Source organism: Polaromonas sp. P4_H1, assembly GCF_056400945.1.
The window spans coordinates 189205-208381 of sequence record NZ_JBFUKG010000007.1 but is presented as its reverse complement, the minus strand read 5'-3'; the positions used below and the strand labels follow the sequence as shown (position 1 = coordinate 208381).

At 51.5% G+C, this 19177-nt stretch carries 18 protein-coding genes; all 18 read left to right on the top strand.

What is annotated here, in order from left to right:
* Nucleotides 1–79: 79 nt before the first annotated feature.
* Nucleotides 80–1294, top strand: coding sequence for a protoporphyrinogen/coproporphyrinogen oxidase (locus AC1DS5_RS11580; protein ID WP_477718400.1), 1215 nt, complete (start codon nucleotides 80–82; stop codon nucleotides 1292–1294).
* Nucleotides 1291–1977, top strand: coding sequence for a glycosyltransferase (locus AC1DS5_RS11575; protein ID WP_477718399.1), 687 nt, complete (start codon nucleotides 1291–1293; stop codon nucleotides 1975–1977). The genes AC1DS5_RS11580 and AC1DS5_RS11575 overlap by 4 nt, the downstream gene beginning before the upstream one ends.
* An 8-nt stretch (nucleotides 1978–1985) precedes the next feature.
* Complete coding sequence (locus tag AC1DS5_RS11570; RefSeq protein WP_477718398.1) at nucleotides 1986–3011, top strand: lysylphosphatidylglycerol synthase transmembrane domain-containing protein; 1026 nt, start codon at nucleotides 1986–1988, stop codon at nucleotides 3009–3011.
* Nucleotides 3008–4435: a mannose-1-phosphate guanylyltransferase/mannose-6-phosphate isomerase gene (locus tag AC1DS5_RS11565; protein ID WP_477718397.1), complete on the top strand. Its 1428-nt coding sequence runs from the start codon at nucleotides 3008–3010 to the stop codon at nucleotides 4433–4435. Before AC1DS5_RS11570 ends, AC1DS5_RS11565 begins: the two co-directional genes overlap by 4 nt.
* Nucleotides 4422–5549, top strand: coding sequence for a GDP-mannose 4,6-dehydratase (gene gmd, locus AC1DS5_RS11560; RefSeq protein WP_477718396.1), 1128 nt, complete (start codon nucleotides 4422–4424; stop codon nucleotides 5547–5549). The genes AC1DS5_RS11565 and gmd overlap by 14 nt, the downstream gene beginning before the upstream one ends.
* A 9-nt stretch (nucleotides 5550–5558) precedes the next feature.
* A complete protein-coding gene (locus tag AC1DS5_RS11555; protein WP_477718432.1) occupies nucleotides 5559–6527 on the top strand; it encodes a GDP-L-fucose synthase family protein in 969 nt (322 codons plus the stop codon).
* Nucleotides 6528–6818: 291 nt separating this feature from the next.
* On the top strand, nucleotides 6819–8645 hold the full coding sequence (locus tag AC1DS5_RS11550; protein WP_477718395.1) for a glycosyltransferase family 2 protein: 1827 nt from the start codon (nucleotides 6819–6821) through the stop codon (nucleotides 8643–8645).
* 69 nt (nucleotides 8646–8714) lie between these two features.
* Nucleotides 8715–9692 (top strand): glycosyltransferase family 2 protein, encoded by a 978-nt coding sequence (locus AC1DS5_RS11545; protein WP_477718394.1) that lies wholly within the window; start codon nucleotides 8715–8717, stop codon nucleotides 9690–9692.
* Nucleotides 9643–10452, top strand: coding sequence for a glycosyltransferase family 2 protein (locus AC1DS5_RS11540; protein ID WP_477718393.1), 810 nt, complete (start codon nucleotides 9643–9645; stop codon nucleotides 10450–10452). Before AC1DS5_RS11545 ends, AC1DS5_RS11540 begins: the two co-directional genes overlap by 50 nt.
* A 232-nt stretch (nucleotides 10453–10684) precedes the next feature.
* Complete coding sequence (locus tag AC1DS5_RS11535; RefSeq protein ID WP_477718392.1) at nucleotides 10685–11791, top strand: MraY family glycosyltransferase; 1107 nt, start codon at nucleotides 10685–10687, stop codon at nucleotides 11789–11791.
* An 83-nt stretch (nucleotides 11792–11874) separates the two neighbouring features.
* Complete coding sequence (locus AC1DS5_RS11530; protein WP_477718431.1) at nucleotides 11875–12261, top strand: GDP-mannose 4,6-dehydratase; 387 nt, start codon at nucleotides 11875–11877, stop codon at nucleotides 12259–12261.
* The gene (locus AC1DS5_RS11525) at nucleotides 12174–12467 is read left to right on the top strand and encodes a GDP-mannose 4,6-dehydratase (protein WP_477718430.1); all 294 of its coding nucleotides are present in this window, start codon (nucleotides 12174–12176) and stop codon (nucleotides 12465–12467) included. Before AC1DS5_RS11530 ends, AC1DS5_RS11525 begins: the two co-directional genes overlap by 88 nt.
* Nucleotides 12468–12515: 48 nt before the next feature.
* The gene (locus AC1DS5_RS11520; RefSeq protein WP_477718391.1) at nucleotides 12516–13907 is read left to right on the top strand and encodes a lipopolysaccharide biosynthesis protein; all 1392 of its coding nucleotides are present in this window, start codon (nucleotides 12516–12518) and stop codon (nucleotides 13905–13907) included.
* A 50-nt stretch (nucleotides 13908–13957) separates the two neighbouring features.
* Complete coding sequence (locus AC1DS5_RS11515; RefSeq protein ID WP_477718390.1) at nucleotides 13958–14911, top strand: methyltransferase domain-containing protein; 954 nt, start codon at nucleotides 13958–13960, stop codon at nucleotides 14909–14911.
* Nucleotides 14908–16143: a glycosyltransferase gene (locus tag AC1DS5_RS11510; protein WP_477718389.1), complete on the top strand. Its 1236-nt coding sequence runs from the start codon at nucleotides 14908–14910 to the stop codon at nucleotides 16141–16143. Before AC1DS5_RS11515 ends, AC1DS5_RS11510 begins: the two co-directional genes overlap by 4 nt.
* Nucleotides 16140–17249, top strand: a complete 1110-nt coding sequence (locus AC1DS5_RS11505; protein WP_477718388.1) for a DegT/DnrJ/EryC1/StrS family aminotransferase — start codon at nucleotides 16140–16142, stop codon at nucleotides 17247–17249. The genes AC1DS5_RS11510 and AC1DS5_RS11505 overlap by 4 nt, the downstream gene beginning before the upstream one ends.
* On the top strand, nucleotides 17246–17881 hold the full coding sequence (locus AC1DS5_RS11500) for a NeuD/PglB/VioB family sugar acetyltransferase (RefSeq protein ID WP_477718387.1): 636 nt from the start codon (nucleotides 17246–17248) through the stop codon (nucleotides 17879–17881). The genes AC1DS5_RS11505 and AC1DS5_RS11500 overlap by 4 nt, the downstream gene beginning before the upstream one ends.
* 12 nt (nucleotides 17882–17893) lie before the next feature.
* Nucleotides 17894–19114, top strand: coding sequence for a glycosyltransferase (locus AC1DS5_RS11495; protein ID WP_477718386.1), 1221 nt, complete (start codon nucleotides 17894–17896; stop codon nucleotides 19112–19114).
* Nucleotides 19115–19177: the final 63 nt, after the last annotated feature.

Sequence of the window (19177 nt, the reverse complement as noted above, 5' to 3'; positions counted from 1 at the left end):
CGCGACTAATTATCCAGGCCTATTCACCACTGCAAAAGACGACGCTTGTCTTAATCACGAATTTCCACTGCAATACTCTATGAAAAAAATCAAATATCTAATACTCGGCGCGGGTCCGAGCGGCCTGACGCTGGCGCATTCCCTGGTGGACGCCGGCTGCTCGCTGGACGAAATCCTTGTTGTCGAGAAGCAGGCTATTGGCGGAGGCTTGTGTCGTTCGGAGACGGTTGATGGCGCGCCCTTGGACATCGGTGGGGGGCACTTCCTGGATGTAAAACGCAAGGAGGTGCTGGACTTCGTGTTTCGTTTCATGCCGCGGGAGGAGTGGGATCTGTACGATCGTGTGTCGAAGATTCGAATTCGCGGGATGGAAGTAGATCATCCGCTGGAAGCCAACCTCTGGCAGCTTCCGACCGAAGTGCAGGCAGATTACCTCGAATCGATCGCCCAGGCAGGTTGCGTGCGTGGCGAAGAAATGCCTGAATCGTTTGCCGCGTGGATCAAATGGAAGCTGGGCGATCGCATCGCGCAGGAGTACATGCTCCCGTACAATCGCAAGATTTGGTCCATGGATCCTGACGAACTGGGTACCTATTGGCTGTATAAGCTGCCTAATGTTTCGTTCCGTGAAACATTGTTGAGCTGCCTTGAAGGCAAGCCAATGGGCGCGCTACCGGCTCACGGCACATTCTTGTACCCGAAGAAATTCGGTTATGGCGAGGTGTGGCGGCGCATGGGCGAGGCGCTTGGTGATTCGCTGGTGACGAACTGCCCGGTCGAGAGCATTGACCTGGCAACGCGCACCGTCAATAACCGCTGGCAGGCAGAAACAATCATCTCCACCATACCCTGGACCCTGTGGGCTGGATATTGCGATCTGCCGCAAGATATTCTCACAGCCATTTCAAGCTTGAAAAATGCGCCTATCAATGTTGACTATCATCCGGAAACTCTGGACAGTCCTGCGCACTGGATATACGAACCGGACGAGTCGATCGCCCATCACCGTTTGTTGTTGCGCTCAAATTTCACCGAGGAGGGTCGTGGCTACTGGACAGAGACAAATGCCACACGATCATCGCCTACCGATGGCACCCGCTTCCACAATGAGTTTGCTTACCCGATTAACACGCTGGGCAAGCCCGAAGCCGTCGACAAGATTCTTGCCTGGGGCCATAGCAACGGCATCGTCGGGCTCGGACGCTGGGGCCGGTGGGAGCATATGAATTCGGATGTTGCGGTTGCTGAAGCGCTGCAAATGGCAAATAAATTAAATAACAGGGTGATAGCTTGAAGATTTCGTTGTGTCTGATCGTATGGAATGAACTAAAGGGCTGTCAAGCCGATGTGCCAAAGCTTCCACTCGATGAATTCGATGAGGTTTTCGCTGTGGACGGTGGCAGTAGCGACGGAACGGTTGAGTATCTTGAAAGCCAGGGAATACCCGTTCATCGTCAACCCAAAAAAGGTCTGAATGCCGCCTACGTGCATGCCAATGACATCGCAACGGGTGATGCCGTGGTCGTCTATTTTGCCAAGGGCACCTTGCCAACGGAAGACTTGCGCAAGTTCAGACCCCTTTTCGAGAAAGGTAACGAGCTGATTATTGCAAGTCGACAATTGCCTGGATCGGTCAATGAAGAGGACGTACATTTTTTTCGCCCTCGCAAATGGGCGGTGATCGGATTGGCGGCCGCTGCTGCGCTCGTCTGGCGTCGCGAAGGGGCCTGGGTGCGCGATGTGCTGCATGGGTTCAAGGGCTGGAAGCGCTCGGCCTTTGCTCAAATGAAGGTGCTTGACGTGGGCTTGTCAATTGACATTGAAATGGTCGTGCGAGCCTACAAGTTGCGTATTCCGCGTGTTGAGTTCCCAACTACCGAGATGGCACGCGGCTATGGGGAAACACATTTCAAGATTTGGCCAACTGGTAAACGCCTGCTTTCTTACCTGTGGTTTGAATTGCGTCGTCAAGGTTGAGGAAATACGTGCTTAAACAATATAGTTGGTTACGCCGGGCAGCAACTTCTGTTTGGTTCAAGTTGGCGGTTGCTGTTGGGATTATCGGGCTGCTCGCGTACTTTAATCGTATCGATATTGCTGTTCTTGCGTCATTATCGGAGACATGGCCGTGGTTGTTGGTGGCATTCGTGCTTGCGCTACCGCCCTTCTGGATTGTTTCGTATCGTTTTAAATTGATTTTGTCCAGCCAGGGTATTGACGTTCCATTTCGGCAAGCACTTCGCTGGACGATGGTCGGCTCGTTCTTCGATCTTGCCATGCCCAGTTCTAATGGGGGAGATTTGATCAAGGCGGGTTATGTGGTTACGCATGTAGGTAAAGGTTTAAGGACTCGGGCCGTAATGGCCGTTGGTTTTGATCGGATTATCGGCCTGTTGGGTTTGTTTTTACTGGCCACAATAGCTGGTCTGATTGGCTGGAGTTTATTGGCGGATTTGCCTGCCCGTTATCTGGTTGTCGGTATGTCGTTTGCAGCGAGTGTCGGGCCATTAATTGCATTTCGCATTGCCGGCGCGCGGAGAATTTATAACAATTCGTACATTAATCGTTGGCTTATGGCTCACCCTTGGGGCCTGCGCTTGAAGAACTTGATTGGTTCATTTAATGCGCTACGCGAAAATCCGAAAATATTAATTTCGGCGTTAGGTCTGTCCATCGTGAATCATCTTTTCTGGTGCACATCATTGTTATTTATAGCGATTGCAGTGGGCAATGCTGTTGAGCCCCTAAAAGGATTGATCGTTTTCCCGTTGGCAATATTTGGTGGCGTATTTGGGGTGGCGGGTGGCTTTGGTTTGGGGACTGCTGCATTTGATTTTTTGCTATCTCATTTACTATTGATTCAAAATGGCGCCCTGATTGGCTTGTTATTTCAAATCATCGGTGCACTATCCAGGCTATTGGGTCTGCCGTTTTACCTGGCAGCGATGCATAGTCCACGCGAAATGGAGCCTGTAGATTCCTCGCCAATACAAAAGGTATATAAATCATGAAATTGATCCCAACCATCCTTTGTGGCGGAGCGGGCTCCCGGCTCTGGCCGGTTTCCCGCGAGTTGCACCCCAAGCCGTTCATTCGCCTGGCCGATGGACAAAGTCTGCTGCAAAAAGCCTGGCTGCGCGGCACAGTGCTGCCGGATGTTGCCGAGACGCTCACCGTGACTAACCGCGAACTGTTCTTCAAAACCGAAGACGAATACCGCGAAGTGGCTGCCTCTTCCGGCAACAAGGACCTGGTCAACCGCTTCATTCTTGAACCATTTGGCCGCAACACTGCGGCGGCCATCGCCGCTGCAGCACTGCATGTTGCCGCCACCCATGGCGAAAATACCTGCCTGCTGGTGCTGGCGGCTGACCATCTCATCGCCGACCAAACAGCATTCTCCCAAGCTGTGGTGAAGGCCATGGAATTGGCTGCGCTAGGTAAGCTGGTTACCTTCGGCATCCAGCCCGACATGCCCGAAACTGGCTACGGCTACATCGAAGCGGATGGCAACGACGTCAAGCGCTTTGTCGAAAAACCTGATCTGGAAAAAGCTCAGGAATACATCGCATCCGGTCGCTATTTGTGGAACTCCGGCATGTTTTGTTTCCAGGCGGGGAGCATGCTGCGCGAGATGCAACTACATTGCCCGGCCATTCTCGCCGCTACCCGGGTCTGTATCGCGCAATCGCGTAGCGCAGAAGGCAAAGGCTTCAGTCAACTCAACCTTGATGCCGCAGCATTCAAGCTCGTGCCGGACGACTCCATTGACTACGCCGTCATGGAAAAATCCCGGAACGTCGCCATCGTGCCCTGCAGCATCGGCTGGAGCGATATCGGCTCATGGACTGCGTTGGGCGACCTTACCGCACCGGATGCCCAAGGTAACCGCATTGAAGGTGAAGTTGTCCTGCATGATGTCAATAATTGCTATATCCAGAGCAACCAGCGCATCGTCGGCGCAGTGGGTGTCAAAGATCTGGTGATCATCGACACCCCGGATGCCGTGTTAATCGCCGACCGTAGCCGTGCCCAAGATGTCAAACACCTCTACACCCGACTCAAAGCGCAAGACCACGAAGCGCACCGCCTGCATCGCACCGTGCATCGCCCCTGGGGTACCTACACGGTGCTGGAAGAAGGCCCACACTTCAAAATAAAACGCATCGAAGTCAAACCCGGTGCCAGTCTCAGCCTGCAAATGCACCACCACCGCAGCGAACACTGGATCGTCGTGAGTGGCATGGCGCGCGTGGTGAACGGCGAGAAAGAACTATTCGTGAACACCAACGAGTCTACCTACATCCCGGCCGGCCACAAACATCGCCTGGAAAATCCAGGCCTGCTCATGTTGGTGATGATCGAAGTGCAGAGCGGTGCATATCTGGGTGAAGACGACATCGTCCGGTTCGAAGATGTGTATGGACGCCAATAGATTTAATCAGGAGAAGAAATTGAGTAACGAAAAAGTTGCACTGGTCACCGGTATCACAGGCCAAGACGGCGCCTACCTGGCCGAGCTATTGCTGAAAAAGGGCTACATCGTGCATGGCGTCAAACGCCGCTCGTCCTTGTTCAATACTGACCGTATCGACCACCTTTACCAGGATCCTCATGTCGATAACGCCAAATTCAAACTGCACTACGGCGATCTGACCGACTCCACCAACCTTATCCGGATCATCCAGCAGGTCCAACCGGACGAGATCTACAACCTCGCCGCCATGAGTCATGTTGCCGTTTCGTTCGAGGCCCCTGAATACACTGCGAATGCCGACGGTATCGGTACCTTGCGTATCCTCGAAGCCATCCGCATCCTCGGTTTGGAAAAGAAGACCCGCTTCTACCAAGCCTCCACATCAGAGTTGTATGGCTTGGTACAAGAGATTCCACAAAAGGAATCCACTCCTTTCTATCCGCGCAGCCCATATGCTGTTGCGAAGTTGTACGCGTACTGGATCACTGTGAACTACCGCGAAGCCTATGGCATCTACGCGTGCAATGGGATTCTGTTCAACCACGAAAGCCCCATTCGTGGCGAAACCTTCGTCACCCGCAAGATCACCCGTGCTCTTGCGCGCATCAAACTCGGCCTGCAAGACTGTCTGTACCTCGGCAACATGGACTCATTGCGTGATTGGGGTCACGCGAAAGACTACGTGGAAATGCAGTGGCTGATGCTGCAGCAAGATCAACCCGAAGACTTCGTCATTGCCACTGGCGTGCAATACAGTGTGCGTGAATTCGTCATCACCGCCGCGAAAGAACTCGGCATCGAAGTGCGCTGGGAGGGCAAAGGCCAGGAAGAAAAGGGCTATGACGCTACCACCGGCAAGTGCATCGTGCAGGTCGACCCGCGCTACTTCCGCCCCACCGAAGTCGAAACCCTGCTGGGTGACCCGTCCAAAGCTCACCAAAAACTCGGCTGGACACCCAAGATCACCTTCCAGGAACTCGTGTCCGAGATGGTGCGTGAAGACTTCAAGAGTGCAGAGCGCGACGAGCTGGTGAAGAAGCACGGTTACGCGGCGTATGACTACCACGAATAGGATTCGATGATGGACAAGGACAGAAAAATCTACATTGCAGGCCATCGTGGATTGGCCGGCAGTGCCATCGTGCGCGAGTTGCAACGCCGGGGCTACACCAACCTCGTGACGCGAACTCATGCTGAACTTGACCTGGAAGATCCCGCGGCCACGCAGCGATTCTTTGAGCAAGAACGTCCCGAGATGGTGTTCCTGGCTGCAGCCAAAGTTGGCGGCATTCATGCCAACAACACGTATCCAGTGAACTTCCTGATGAGCAACCTGCTCATAGAAGCCAACATCTGCCAGTCCGCATATGTGACAAACGTTGCTCGCCTGATTTTTCTGGGCAGCTCTTGCATCTATCCACGTGATTGCCAGCAGCCTATCAAAGAAGAATACCTTCTGACTGGTTCGCTGGAAGCAACCAACCGTCCTTATGCCTTGGCAAAGATCGCCGGTATCGAAATGTGCTGGTCATACAACCGCCAATACGCCACCAAATGGCTGGCGGCCATGCCTACCAACCTGTATGGCCCGGGCGACAACTACGATTTAAACAACTCCCACGTCCTTCCTGCTTTGATCCGCAAGATGCATGAAGCCAAAGTGGCCAATGCCGAAGAGGTCGTGTTGTGGGGAAGCGGCACACCCAAGCGCGAATTCTTGTATGTGGACGATCTGGCCAGCGCACTGGTGTTCCTCGCAACCCTGGATAACGCGCGCTACGACACACTGGTTGATCCGTCGCGGTGTCCGCTTATCAATGTCGGTTCCGGCGAAGACCTGACCATCCGGGAGTTGGCGGAAACGATCGCCGAAGTAGTGGGTTACCGAGGCGGTTTTGTGCAGGACACCAGCAAACCCGATGGCACGATGCGTAAGATCATGGATGTGTCGAAGATCCGCAATTTGGGCTGGAAGCCAGAAATTGATTTGCCCATAGGGATTGAACTTGCATACAAAAACTATTTGTCTTCTGTAGATATCCACCAATGAAAAAATTATCTTTGAGTGGTGGATTAATTTTCAGTGAGAAGACTACAAGTATTTTTTGTTTCAAACCTGCTGTCTGCGGTTGGACTCCTGCCCGGCGGGCGTTTATCGGTGCGAGGTCGCGCCCGAGCCGAGCGTGAAACCGGGATGGAGAAAATCTTGAGTCCCAGCAATTGGCCGTTACCAGCGTCTATGCGCCGGATAGGCCGCTACCTTAAGCAGTTTCGTACGCTGATCGGATGCCTCGCGCCCTTATGGCGTGACCCTCGCAAAATTCCATCTACGTTGACCCGCATGTCTTCTGCGTGGGATCGGGGTGGGCTTTTGGCTGTCAAACAGTTGTTGCTTCAGCTTCCGAGTGAAGTGAGTTTCAATGAGGTTTGGCGCCGATACCGGAAGCTATTCACGCCGGATGTAGAAGCGGACATCCGGCACCGTATCGGAAGAATGGAGGGTGGTGGGCCGCTGATCTCTATTCTGCTGCCGGTCTACAACACACCTGAGGGAGTACTGAGGAGGACGATTGAGTCGGTTCTGGCTCAGTTTTATCCAAACTGGGAACTGTGCGTGGTCGACGATGCTTCACCTCAATCCCAAGTGCGCAGCATCCTGGAGGAATTCTCTGCCAAGGATAGCCGCATCCGGGTGGAAATCAGTGAGATAAATGGCGGTATCGCGCGCGCGACCAATCGTGCTCTGGCTCTTGCAAGCGGCCGGTTCGTCGCGCTGCTGGGGCATGGCGACTTGCTGGAGAAGCAGGCCTTGTTTCGATTGGCGGAAAGTATTGTGGCCGACGATCCCGACATGATCTACTCTGATGAGGCAACTCTGTCGGAAAATGGCGAGGAAGTCCTTAACCACGTATATCGGCCTGCCTTTTCTCTGGAGATGCTGCGCTCTTGCCCTTATATCGTTCACCTGGTGGCGTTCAAAACGGATTTGCTGAGGGAATTAGGCGGTCTGAATACTTCCTTGGCTATTTCCCAGAACTACGATCTGATTCTTCGGGCAAGTGAAAAAGCGCCGGTTATCGTGCATATCCCGGAGATCCTTTACCTGTGGCGGCAGCGTACTGACTCAACCAGCCACGAGATGCAAGGCGAGGTAACGGAGACCTCTCGCCAAGTGCTGGCGAGTCATCTGGAGCGTTGCGGAGAGCGCGGGGATGTCAAAGATGGTCTGCTTTTCAATTTCTATGAAGTGCGTTACCCGATCGAACCTGGTCAACGTGTGGCCATCATCATTCCGACCAAGAACCATGGGGAACTGGTTCGACAATGCGTCGAAAGCATTGAACGCACCGTGACTGGAGTTCCGTACGATATTTTGATCATTGACCACGCATCCACCGATGCGGAAACGCTGGCCTATTTCCAGCAGTTGAATGGCCGGCATCGAGTCTTGAGGTACGAGGGGCCTTTCAACTTTTCCGCCATTAACAATTGGGCAGTGAAGCAGCTGGAGGCGGCGTACACCCATTATCTGTTCTGCAACAACGATATCGAGGCGACCGAAGCGGGCTGGCTGGAGCGAATGATTGAGCTTTGCCAGAAACCGGACGTGGGTATGGTGGGTGCGAAATTGTTCTACCCGGGCGGAAAGACATTCCAGCATGCGGGCGTTTGCGTCGGCATGTTCGGAATCGCGGAACACTACGCGAAGTTTATGGATGAGCGACTGCCTGATGGCAGCATTCATCCAGGCTATCACGGGACTTTGATTGCGAATCACGAAGTTTCTGCGGTTACCGCAGCGTGTGCGCTCATGCGGAAGGACGCATTTCAGCGCATTGGCGGTTTCGACGAGGCCTTAGCGGTGGGTTTTGGTGACGTGGACCTGTGCCTGAGAACACGGGAGGCGGGCTACCGCGTCGTGTTCTGCCCCCATGCGGCTTTGATTCATCATGAGTCCTATACCCGGGGCAAGAGTCATGAAGACCCTCATCCAGAAGATTCGGCCTTGTTTACCAAGAGATGGCACAAGTTCCTTGATCAGGGAGATCCCTATTACAACCCGAACCTGGCCATCCACAGCACCAAATGGGACATCCAGTTACCCATGAAATTCAATCCGCATATCCGCAGGAGGGTGACTCATCGTCTACCCCTTTCCAGGATTTAGCATGGGCTTTCTGGCAAAAAGGGGGCGCGATGTTCGTTATTGCTATTGAAGGCATCTGGATCAATTCGAATGATCCAATTAGGCTGTGTCGTTGCACGGAACACAATGCTAGCTGAACCAAGTAATGCCGTGGTAATCGCTGTGGTGGTGACCTACTTTCCTGAAGAGAAAGGTCTTGCCTCACAAATAATTCAGTTGCGCAAGCAAGTTTCTCATGTGGTGCTCGTTGATAACACGCCGGTTGAAAGGCGGGACCAAGCGGAAGAAAACACTGACTTTGTTACACCAATACGCTTGGGCAAAAATGTGGGTTTAGCCAAGGGCCTCAATGTGGGTATCTTGAAAGCAAGGGAGATAGGTGCTACCCATGTGCTCATGATGGACCAGGACAGTATTCCGCAAGACGGAATGGTTGAGAAATTAATGGCCGGATTAACGCAGTCCCAACAGAAATACCGTGTGGCAGCTGCAGGTCCAAACTTCCTTGATTCTCGTGGTGCCACTTTTACGCCGTTTTGGCGTGTGGGATTTCCTCGCAACAAGCCAGCCTCTAAATCGATAGATGAAGAGTTTATTTTTACCGATTGCTTGATTACATCGGGATGCCTGATGCCTTTGGAGGCACTTCAACAGGTGGGTGAAATGAATGAGCGCCTCTTTATCGACAATGTTGATCTGGAGTGGTGCTTGCGCGCCCGGGATATGGGGTGGCATTTGGTTGGAGTTCCTGATGCGATACTTTCGCATCAACTCGGTGACACGCATATTCAAGCACCTTGGCATCTTAGAATTCTGGGTAAAAAAGTTGTAATCCAACATAACAGCACCAGACTTTACTATATTATGCGGAACAGAATATTGCTTTATAGAATGAAGCACGTTCCGTTATTATGGAAATTGCAGGATGCCATCAGAATTCCAGGTAAATTTGTAATAGGAATTTCCATCGGAGACAGCAAATGGGAGGCGATGAAAGCTATGCTGTACGGATGCTGGCATGGCCTTATCAATGTGGCTGGCGAAAAACCTGTACATGCAAGTAAATAATCAGAAATCAGTCACCATATCGGTCGTTAGCCATGGCCATAGTGGTTTGGTTCGCTCTATGATTGACTCGCTGGCGGCTTCAGGCGGCCCTTGGGTGTCACGGGTGGTGATTACAAGCAACGCGCCTACTTTGGATGATTTTTCGAATATGCCTGCTGAAGGATTGCGTTTTGACGTGCAACGCACTGACAACGTGCAAGTTCGCGGGTTTGGCGCTAACCATAATCAGGCGTTCAAGCAGTGCGATACAGAGTTTTTTTGCGTACTCAATCCAGATATTGAGTTTGCAAGTGATCCATTTGCTCACCTTGTTGAAGCGCTTTCTGCTGCTAAGGTGGGGCTTGCCTATCCATCGCAAGTTGATGGGGAAAATGCATTGCTGGACTTTGAGCGTGAGCTGGTCAGCCCCTTCGCTATTGCACAACGCCATTTGTTTGGCCAACGCTATCGGCCGCAACCCAATAAACCTGTTCACTGGGTCAGTGGGGCATTCATGGTTTTCAAGTCATCGGTGTTTCGTGAGCTTGGTGGTTTCGATGAGCGTTACTTTATGTACTGCGAGGATGTGGATATTTGTCTGCGCATGCAGCTTGCCGGTTACAGCCTGGCGCGCGCAGATGCAAAAGTGATTCACCACACCCGGCGCAATACCCTCAAAAGCCCAGGGCATCTGGCGTGGCATGTACGCAGTCTGTTACGGTTGTGGAGTTCCGCGTCTTATAGAGAGTACAAACGGAAATTTGTTGATCGGCGCAAATAGGCGGTAGTGAGTGGTTGTAGCTGCAGCCGATAGTCGCCGTAGTCGTGCGTCGAACTGGTTTTGACAAGCGCTGTGTCATGCGCGTCATCTGCTGACGCGAGTTTTTTTGCATGTTGAGATTCACGTGGCATTTTTCTGGTTGCCGCCGAGGCAGCCAGCGTGCAACACCACACTGGTATTTTCTCCAGTGTTTGGAGGTGTAGATAATCCATAACAAGGGGAGTGGTTAGTTATGGTGATTCTTTTGTTTTGCAGTTTTTTCGTGTCGTTGTTGTCTGCGGTGTTTTTCATCCGCATGGCGCGCGGTCACGCGAAGCGCTATGGCGAGGCCAAGCCCCAACGCTTTCATGCGGGCGATGTGCCGCGGGTAGGTGGTGTGGGGGTTTTGGCGGGTGCGGTCGCCGGCTGGCTGGTGGCTGCAATTGCCGTGGTTTTCGGAATTCATTTAAACATCCAGGTCGACTGGGCGTTTGCATGGCCTTGGGTCGTTTTGGTGCTTCCGGCCGTGATGGGCGGCGTTATGGAGGATGTGACGCAGCGCCTTTCGGTGCGCTACAGGCTTGGGTTAACCGCAATATCTGCGGCGCTTGCGTGTGCATTGCTGGGGCTGTCTATCAGCAGGCTGGGCCTGCCGGGTGTAGACGGCTGGCTGCTTGCCATGCCAGGGGCGGGCATTGCCCTGGCGTTTTTTGCCATCTGCGGCTTGCCGCACGCCTTCAACATCATTGACGGCTACAACGGCTTGGCGGGCACCGTTGCCCTGCTGGTGTGCGTGGCGATTGCCCACGTGGCACTGCAGTTGGCTGACAGGCAACTGGCCGCCATGGTGATTTGCCTGGCTGGGGCCACGGCCGGGTTTTTATTCTGGAACTACCCGCGCGGACTGATTTTTGCCGGCGACGGGGGCGCCTACTTGTGGGGGCTGGTGATTGCCGTGGCCAGTATTTTGCTGGTGCAGCGGCACGAGCAGGTGTCGCCGTGGTTTCCCATGCTGTTGCTGATCTACCCGGTGTGGGAAACGGTTTTTTCCATCTACCGCAAGCTGGCGCGTGGCGTCTCGCCGGGGGTGGCCGATGCGCTGCATTTTCACCAGCTGATATACCGGCGCATTGTGCGAGGCGTGTTTGATGACGATGCCTCGCGCCGCATGCTGATGCGCAACAACCGCACATCACCGTATTTGTGGAGCTTTACCGTGCTCTCGGTGATACCCGCGGTACTGTTCTGGAGCAACACGCTGGTGCTGATGGGGTTTTGTGCCTTGTTTGTGGTGAGTTATGTGGCCGCTTACGTGGCCATCATCCGCTTCAAGGTGCCGCGCTGGCTGCGCCGCAGGTAATACAAAGGCTGCAAGGTAGGGCTGCAAGGCCGACCTGCACCTACAATGCGTTCAGGTCATGAACACATCAAGGTCACCAGTGCCTGCGCAAGACTTGCCATGCCACTTGTTATGCCAGCTTATCCACGAGCCAGCCGCCAGCCGCCAGCCGCCAGTCGGCGGGGCGCGGTCTGCCCACTATCAGTCAGGGCCTCGAAGATTGCCTGTACATGGGCAACATCGATGCGCTGCGCAACTGGGGGCACGCCAAGGATTACGTGCGCATGCAATGGACGATGCAGCAGCAGGAGCAACCCGAGGACTTTGTGATTGCTGCGGGTGTGCAATACCCCGTGCGCCAGTTCATCGAATGGACCGCAAACGCCCTGGGCATGCAGCTGCGCTGGGGGGCGAAGGCGTCAACGATGTTGGTTATTGGACAAACCGTCATTCCCGCGAAGACGGGAATCCAGCGCCCCCCGAACCGGTAATCCGCATCGATCTCCGTTATTTCCGCTCCACTGAAGTAAAAACCTTGTACGGATATCCCACCAAAGCCAAACAAAAACTCGGCTGGGTGCCTGAAATCATGGCCCAGGAAATGTGTACCGAGATGGTCGCAGCCGATCTGGCTGAAGCCAGGCAACACGCACCGCTAAAAAAATATGGTTATTTAGTGAGCGTAAGTGTGGACTAGTTGTGTTGTACGTACCATTAAGAAAAGCCAGTTCTGGTGCGCTCATTAATGATATTCGATAAGCTTTGGGATATAACCCAACGCGCGGTCAATATTCTGCGCAGATCACCGCACGGCTTACCTGAGATTGCCCGGCGATCTAGGGCGCGTTATCGACTCATTGCGTTTTCTGGCGCTACTGCCATTGCGACCAAGGTTGTTACTGCGCTAGTTGGATTGGCTAGTGTCCCCATGATTGTTCATTATGTTGGTAAGGAGCAGTTTGGGCTTTGGATGGTAGTTAGCTCTTTAGTGGTTTGGATGCAATTGGCTGACTTTGGCATCTCCAATGGTTTAACTAATGCCTTAGCCGAGGCCCATGGTCGCGACGACCCGGCAGCTGCAAGCGCATACTTGTCATCAGCCTTTGCGGCGACAGTACTGATAGCATTGATTTGCCTGCTTCCGCTGTGGGCTGTTTATCTTTGGGTACCGTGGGGAAAAGCTTTGAACCTCACTCAACCAGATTTGGTAGCAATGGCAGACGATGCCTTCCTTTTGGTGGGGTTGGCATTTGTCATTAGCATTCCTGTGTCTTTAGTTACCCGCGTCTATATGGCCTATCAGCGCAGCTACGTCATATCCATATCGCAAGCACTGTCATCGGTTATTTCTTTTTTTGGAATGTGGTTGGCTGTGCAATATGGCACCAATTTACTGGGACTGGTCTCGATCGCAGTTTTTACACCAGTGTTATTCAATTTGGGGTTATGGCTATTAATTTCTAATTTAGATGCAGCGCTAAGACTTCAACGCCAAGGCATCAATAGAAAAGCAATCTCACGGGTGGCAAGCTCAAGCGTGCCATTATTTTTATTTCAGTGTGGTGCGTTGCTGGTGAATCAACTTGTCAATATCATGATTGCCAGGTTGGCGAACATTTCGGTTGTAGCGGACTACAACATGATATTGCGCGTTTATCTATTTGCTTTTTCTATTGCCGCGGCACTCAGCAGTCCGTTCTATGCAGCCATTCGTGATGCCTTCGAGCGTACTGATATTCGTTGGGTTAGAAAAGCCATTCAACGAAGTCTCATTTTGCGGATACTTGCATTGGTTCCTTTTTCACTGGCGCTGATATTTTTTGGTGACTCAATTATGCGTGGTTGGATTGGCGCTGGAAGTGCAAATGCCATAGGCTTTTGGGGTTGGTCTTGTGTGGTTTTATCATTGTTTTTTGTTTCTATCAGTTCTCTACTGAGCGAGACTCTAAGTAGTCTGGACGATATCTGGTCACAGATCGGTATGGTGTTTTTATCCGCACTCATCGTGATATTTTTGATGTACTTCCTTATTCCAACATGGGGTGTCCCAGGCGTTTTTTTTGCTATGGCAGCATCAACATGCATTCCAATACTCTGGCTGATGCATCGAGTGAAGAAAAAAATCGCTGTCGTATAAATTTTCCTCCTGAAAATTATGCATTTATATTCAAATAATTCTGAAATCCAATGCCAGACACCCTTAAAAAAATTTACGTGAATATTAAAGCGGATGCCACTCATATAAGGCGAAAGCCAATTGCCTTATTGTATGGTCTTGTTTTTTCATGGGTTAATTTACTTCGTGCAGCGTATAAGAATGGGCCAGGTGTTAAATTCCGCGTGGCAATCGCTTTATCGGCATTGCGATGGATTGGGTCGCGATTATCCAAGGGTGAAGTTTATAGATTGTTCACTTCACCGATGGATACCTTTCGCTACTTTGAGTTTGATTTTTTTTGGAAATCTATTTCACAACGAAACGCAATCGGAGATTATTTAGATGTTTCGTCGCCGCGAATGTTTTGTTGGCGAGTTATTGCCAGTGGTAAAACGCACCGTACAGTTATTTTAAATCCGGATGCCAAAGATTTGGCTGCTAGTGTTAATTTGTTTAAAGCTATTGGAATCGACAAAAAATGTGAGTTTTGTAGTGACCTCATTGGTGAATTTAAAGAGTCGCCCAATTCATTTGATTTGGTAACTTGCATCTCGGTGCTAGAGCACATACCTGACGAAGCCTCAATCAACGCGTTGCAAGCCATGTGGAAACTTGTAAAGCCAGGCGGACAATTGCTTCTCTCAGTACCTTGTGCGGCTACAGCATTCGAAGAATTTATTAATTTCAATGAGTATCATCTGCTTCAAACACAGAGTGATGGCTATGTATTTGGTCAGCGGTTTTATGATCAAAAGTTAGTTGAGGATCATATTTTCGGTGTCGTGGGTCGACCTGCGCGCATGGCGGTTTTTGGAGAAAAAATTGAGGGAACATTCGTACGTGATCGTGAGCGTAAACTTTCAGACTCAGACTACCCTTTCTGGCGAGAGTCGTGGATAATGGCCTCGGAGTATCAATACTTTGACCGCATTGAAAGTATGCCTGGTCTTGGCGTTGTCGCTTTTGAGTTTGTCAAGCGATGAAGATAGCCGTTATCGATCATGTTGGTAATCACGGTGGGGGTAGCCGGGTCGTGCGGGCGCTGCTGCCTGCTCTAAAGCAACTGGCTCCAGAACTTGAAATAACTTACTTTGGCAATCCCGCAGCCATACAGCGAGAGAACTCAGCCGAGGAATTTACCGCACTGAATATTCAGGTGCGTGCGCTGAAGTCCCTGTTGCTAAGCAAAGGCGCGGTTATTAAATCGAGTTACGTTCGGCGGGCAATTCAGTTATTGCAAGATCGATGGCTTGCAAATCAAAGTTGGCTACCTTTTGTATTGTCTGGTAACGTTTCTAAGGAAATTGTCGCTTGTGTCGAGGGGTTCGATCTTGCGTTTTACCCATGGCCCTTCTTGCTTGAATTTCCAAAGTTGGATTGTCCATCAGTAGGTATTTTTCACGACTTTAATTACAAATATTACTTTGGTGGATCATTCGTTTTTTCCGCTGAGCAACGTGCCCAGTTGGAAGCTGAAATGCCTGTTTGGCTGGCCAATACAACACCTGTGGTATCGACAAATTTCATGGCATCTGAATTGGCATTCTTTTATCCTGAAGCTGCTCATAAAACTAAAGTCGTCCATTTGGCACCGATGGGCAGTGTGGATTTGATCGAGCCAATGCAGGCTCAAAAGGTGGTAGCACAACTCGGCATTCATGATCAGTACATTCTCTACCCCACACACCTATGCAGTCATAAGAATCTGGGGCCATTGACTTCTGCGATGGCAATATTGCGGGAGCAAGGCCGCCAGATACAGCTTGTACTTACAGGTGCTGGAACCGAAGCTATATCGGGTAATGCGAGTACGATTGGAGTGCGACTTGACATAAATGGCGGGGATGTTCAGGGGCTTGGGTACGTTTCCAATTTTCAAATGGATGCACTCGTTCAATGTGCACTGGTTGTTGTCAGTCCGTCGCTCTATGAAGCTGGCAATGGCCCAGGGTTGGACGGGTGGGGCAGAGGTACGCCGGTGGCAATGTCAAACATCCCTGCTTTTTTGGAACATCTGGACGTTTTTGATGTTCGAGCTCAAGTATTCGACCCACGTAGCCCTCAGGATATTGCGAAAAAAATCGCCTTCATTCTTGATCATGGTGAGATCGCCCGTGAAGATGCAGAACACTCGCGTAATGCCTTGAGTCGATTGACATGGAGGAATACCGCTGAGGCGTATTTGAATATTTTTCAAAGTGTAATAAAGCAATGAACATGATTAAATACCCCATTTACCAACCCAGCCTAACTGGCAACGAAAAAAAATATGTCAACGAGTGCCTTGACTCCACATGGATTTCGTCCAAGGGTGAATTCATACAGCGCTTTGAACAGTCTTTCAGCCATTTCACCGGGGCGCGCAATGCCGCCACCTGCAGCAACGGCACTGTTGCCATCCATTTGGCCCTCATTGCCCTGGGTATCGGCGCGGGTGACGAAGTCATTGTGCCCACCCTTACCTACATTGCCTCGGTCAACGCCATTGTTTACACCGGCGCAACGCCCGTCTTTGCCGACAGCGTGGCGTCAACCTGGCAGGTCAGTGTGGACGACGTGCGCGCCAAAATCACCCCCCGCACCCGCGCCATAATGGCCGTGCATTTGTATGGGCACCCCTGCGACATGCCCGCCCTGCGAGCACTGGCTGACGAACACGGACTGTTTTTAATTGAAGACTGTGCCGAAGCCTTTGGCAGCTACATTGGAACGCGCCACGTTGGCAACTTTGGCCACATTGCCACCTACAGCTTTTTTGGCAACAAGACCATCACTACCGGCGAAGGCGGTATGGTCACAACGGACGACGACACCCTACATGATCGTGTGGTCCATTTCAAAGGCCAGGGCTTGGCTAAGCACCGTCAGTATTGGCACGACGTGGTGGGCTATAACTACCGCATGACTAATATCTGTGCAGCCATTGGCTTGGCTCAGTTGGAACAGGCACAGTTATTTTTGCAAAAGAAGCGCGCTATTGCGCTGAACTATGCGCGGTATCTGGATCAGATAGGGCTGGACTACCTGAGAGAATCACCTGGCGTTACGCATTCATTCTGGATGTTTGCCATGCTTGTGCCAGATGCCAACCAGCGCGACCCTTTGCGCGATGTGCTTCAAACCGCAGGCATTGAAACCCGCCCCGTGTTTTACCCGGTACACACCATGCCCATGTATTCCCAGCGATTTCAAAGACATCCTGTGGCAGAAAACATTGGTTGGCGTGGCATCAACTTGCCCAGTTCGCCGGATATTTCGGTTGAAGGGCAAGAGTTCATTCTCGGAAAAGTCAAGGATTTCTTTTCGCCTCAAAAGTCATGAATCTTATTTTTGGTGCCAGTGGACACGCCACCGAGATTGAGTGGCTCACCCAAGTGTGTGAAGCTCCCGCCGGTCAAACCTGGCGTGCCGACAGCTTTGTGATGCCAGACACTTGCCCTCAAACGCTGCATGTTGGGCTGCCGGTGTTGACCGAATCCCAAGTGCTGCTACGGGGTGGACCTTTTAACGGCTTCCTTGCGCTGGGAAATCCCCGTTTGCGCCAAAAAGTCTGGCATAAATTTGACTCACCGCTGGCGGCGTGGCCTCTACTGATCCATCCAACCGTCACATTTGATAGCAGGTCAGGCAGAGTCAGCCTAGGCGCGGGTTGTATTATTTTTCCGGGGTGCACACTGACTAGCCAGCTTGGCCTGGGTTGCCACGTGCACGTTAATGTGGGCTGCAGCATCAGCCACGACGTGCGCATTGCAGACTTTTGCACCCTCTCGCCGGGCGTGCACCTGGCAGGCAAAGTCAGCCTGGGCGAGCGCGTCTTTTTAGGCATGGGTGCGGTGGTCATTGAAAACATCCACATTTGTGCCGATGCCATCATTGGTGCTGGTGCTGTGGTTGTGTGCGACATTGTAGAGCCCGGTACTTATGTGGGCATACCGGCCAAAAAAATCAAATGAGCAGGTTCAGGCATGCATATCGGCGTTAGTGCACACGGGTTTGTCGGCTGGGGCGGGGGCGTTGGATTTATTGAAAATCTGCTCTTTGGCTTGGTCGCAGTGCCCGACAAGGTGACCAAGATCACCGTTTTTGTACCTGCACAGAGGGAATTGCGCCAGCTGGCAGGCAGGGTAAAAAGAGCAGCTTTTCAACCGTCCCAAGCGATTCGGCATTTGTGGGGCACAACACATAACCTTACTCCTTGGCGGACGGCGCCAGCACTGTTCGCCAAAATTTGCCCAGTTGTCATGCGCTATGACGGCACATCGAAAAGTTTGAGTCAGCTTTGCCAACGTTTGAGGGTGGATGTGTTGCTGCCCAGTATGACGCCATTGCGAAAGTTCGGTACACCGTGGGCCGGCTATTTGTTTGACTGCCAGCATAGGTATTACCCTCAATTTTTTGGCTCAAACGAAATTGCCAATCGTGACCGCGACTTTGCACAAATGCTGCGCACCGCAAGTTGCGTCATAGTTAATGCCCAAGCTGTAGTAACCGACCTTGACACTTTTTTCCCTGATAAAAAAGCAAATATCTCCGCACTTCCTTTTTCACCACTGATGCGATCTGAAAATATCATGTCTGTCTTGGCGCAAACCCCCTTAGTTAGAAAAAAATACGATACTGGCGAGCAGTACTTCATTATTTCAAACCAATTTTGGATTCATAAAGACCATAAAACTGCGTTCAAAGCCTTTGCACTAGCAATTCAGGATGATGCCCTATCTAGTTATAGGCTAGTTTGTACTGGCGCGATGGAAGACTACCGTTTTCCGGGTCATTTTTCAAAGTTACAAGCATTACTTACATCGTTGAATATCAAAGACCGAGTTATTTTTACAGGTTATATTGATAAATTAGAGCAATTAGCCCTGCTTAATGGAGCCGATCTGATGCTGCAGCCAACGTTGTTTGAAGGCGGGCCAGGCGGTGGTGCGGCATATGATTCGGTAGCGTTGGGGGTTCCAAGTGTGTTGTCTGATATACCGGTCAATTTGGAAATTAATGACTCGACGGTTAGATTCTTTAAAGCAGGTGATGAGCAATCTCTAGCTAATGCGATTAAGCTGCAAATTCAGAGCAAAGCACTTCGACAGAACATGGATGAGCTATCACAGAAAAGCGGTGACTATGCACGCAAGCTGGGTTTAAGCTTGTTCGACATTGCTAGCACTTGTGCTGGAAGCTGTTGAGAAACAGGTTGAGTCTGCGTAATTTACCTTATGCCCGCTTTAAATATGCGTATCAAGTTTTCA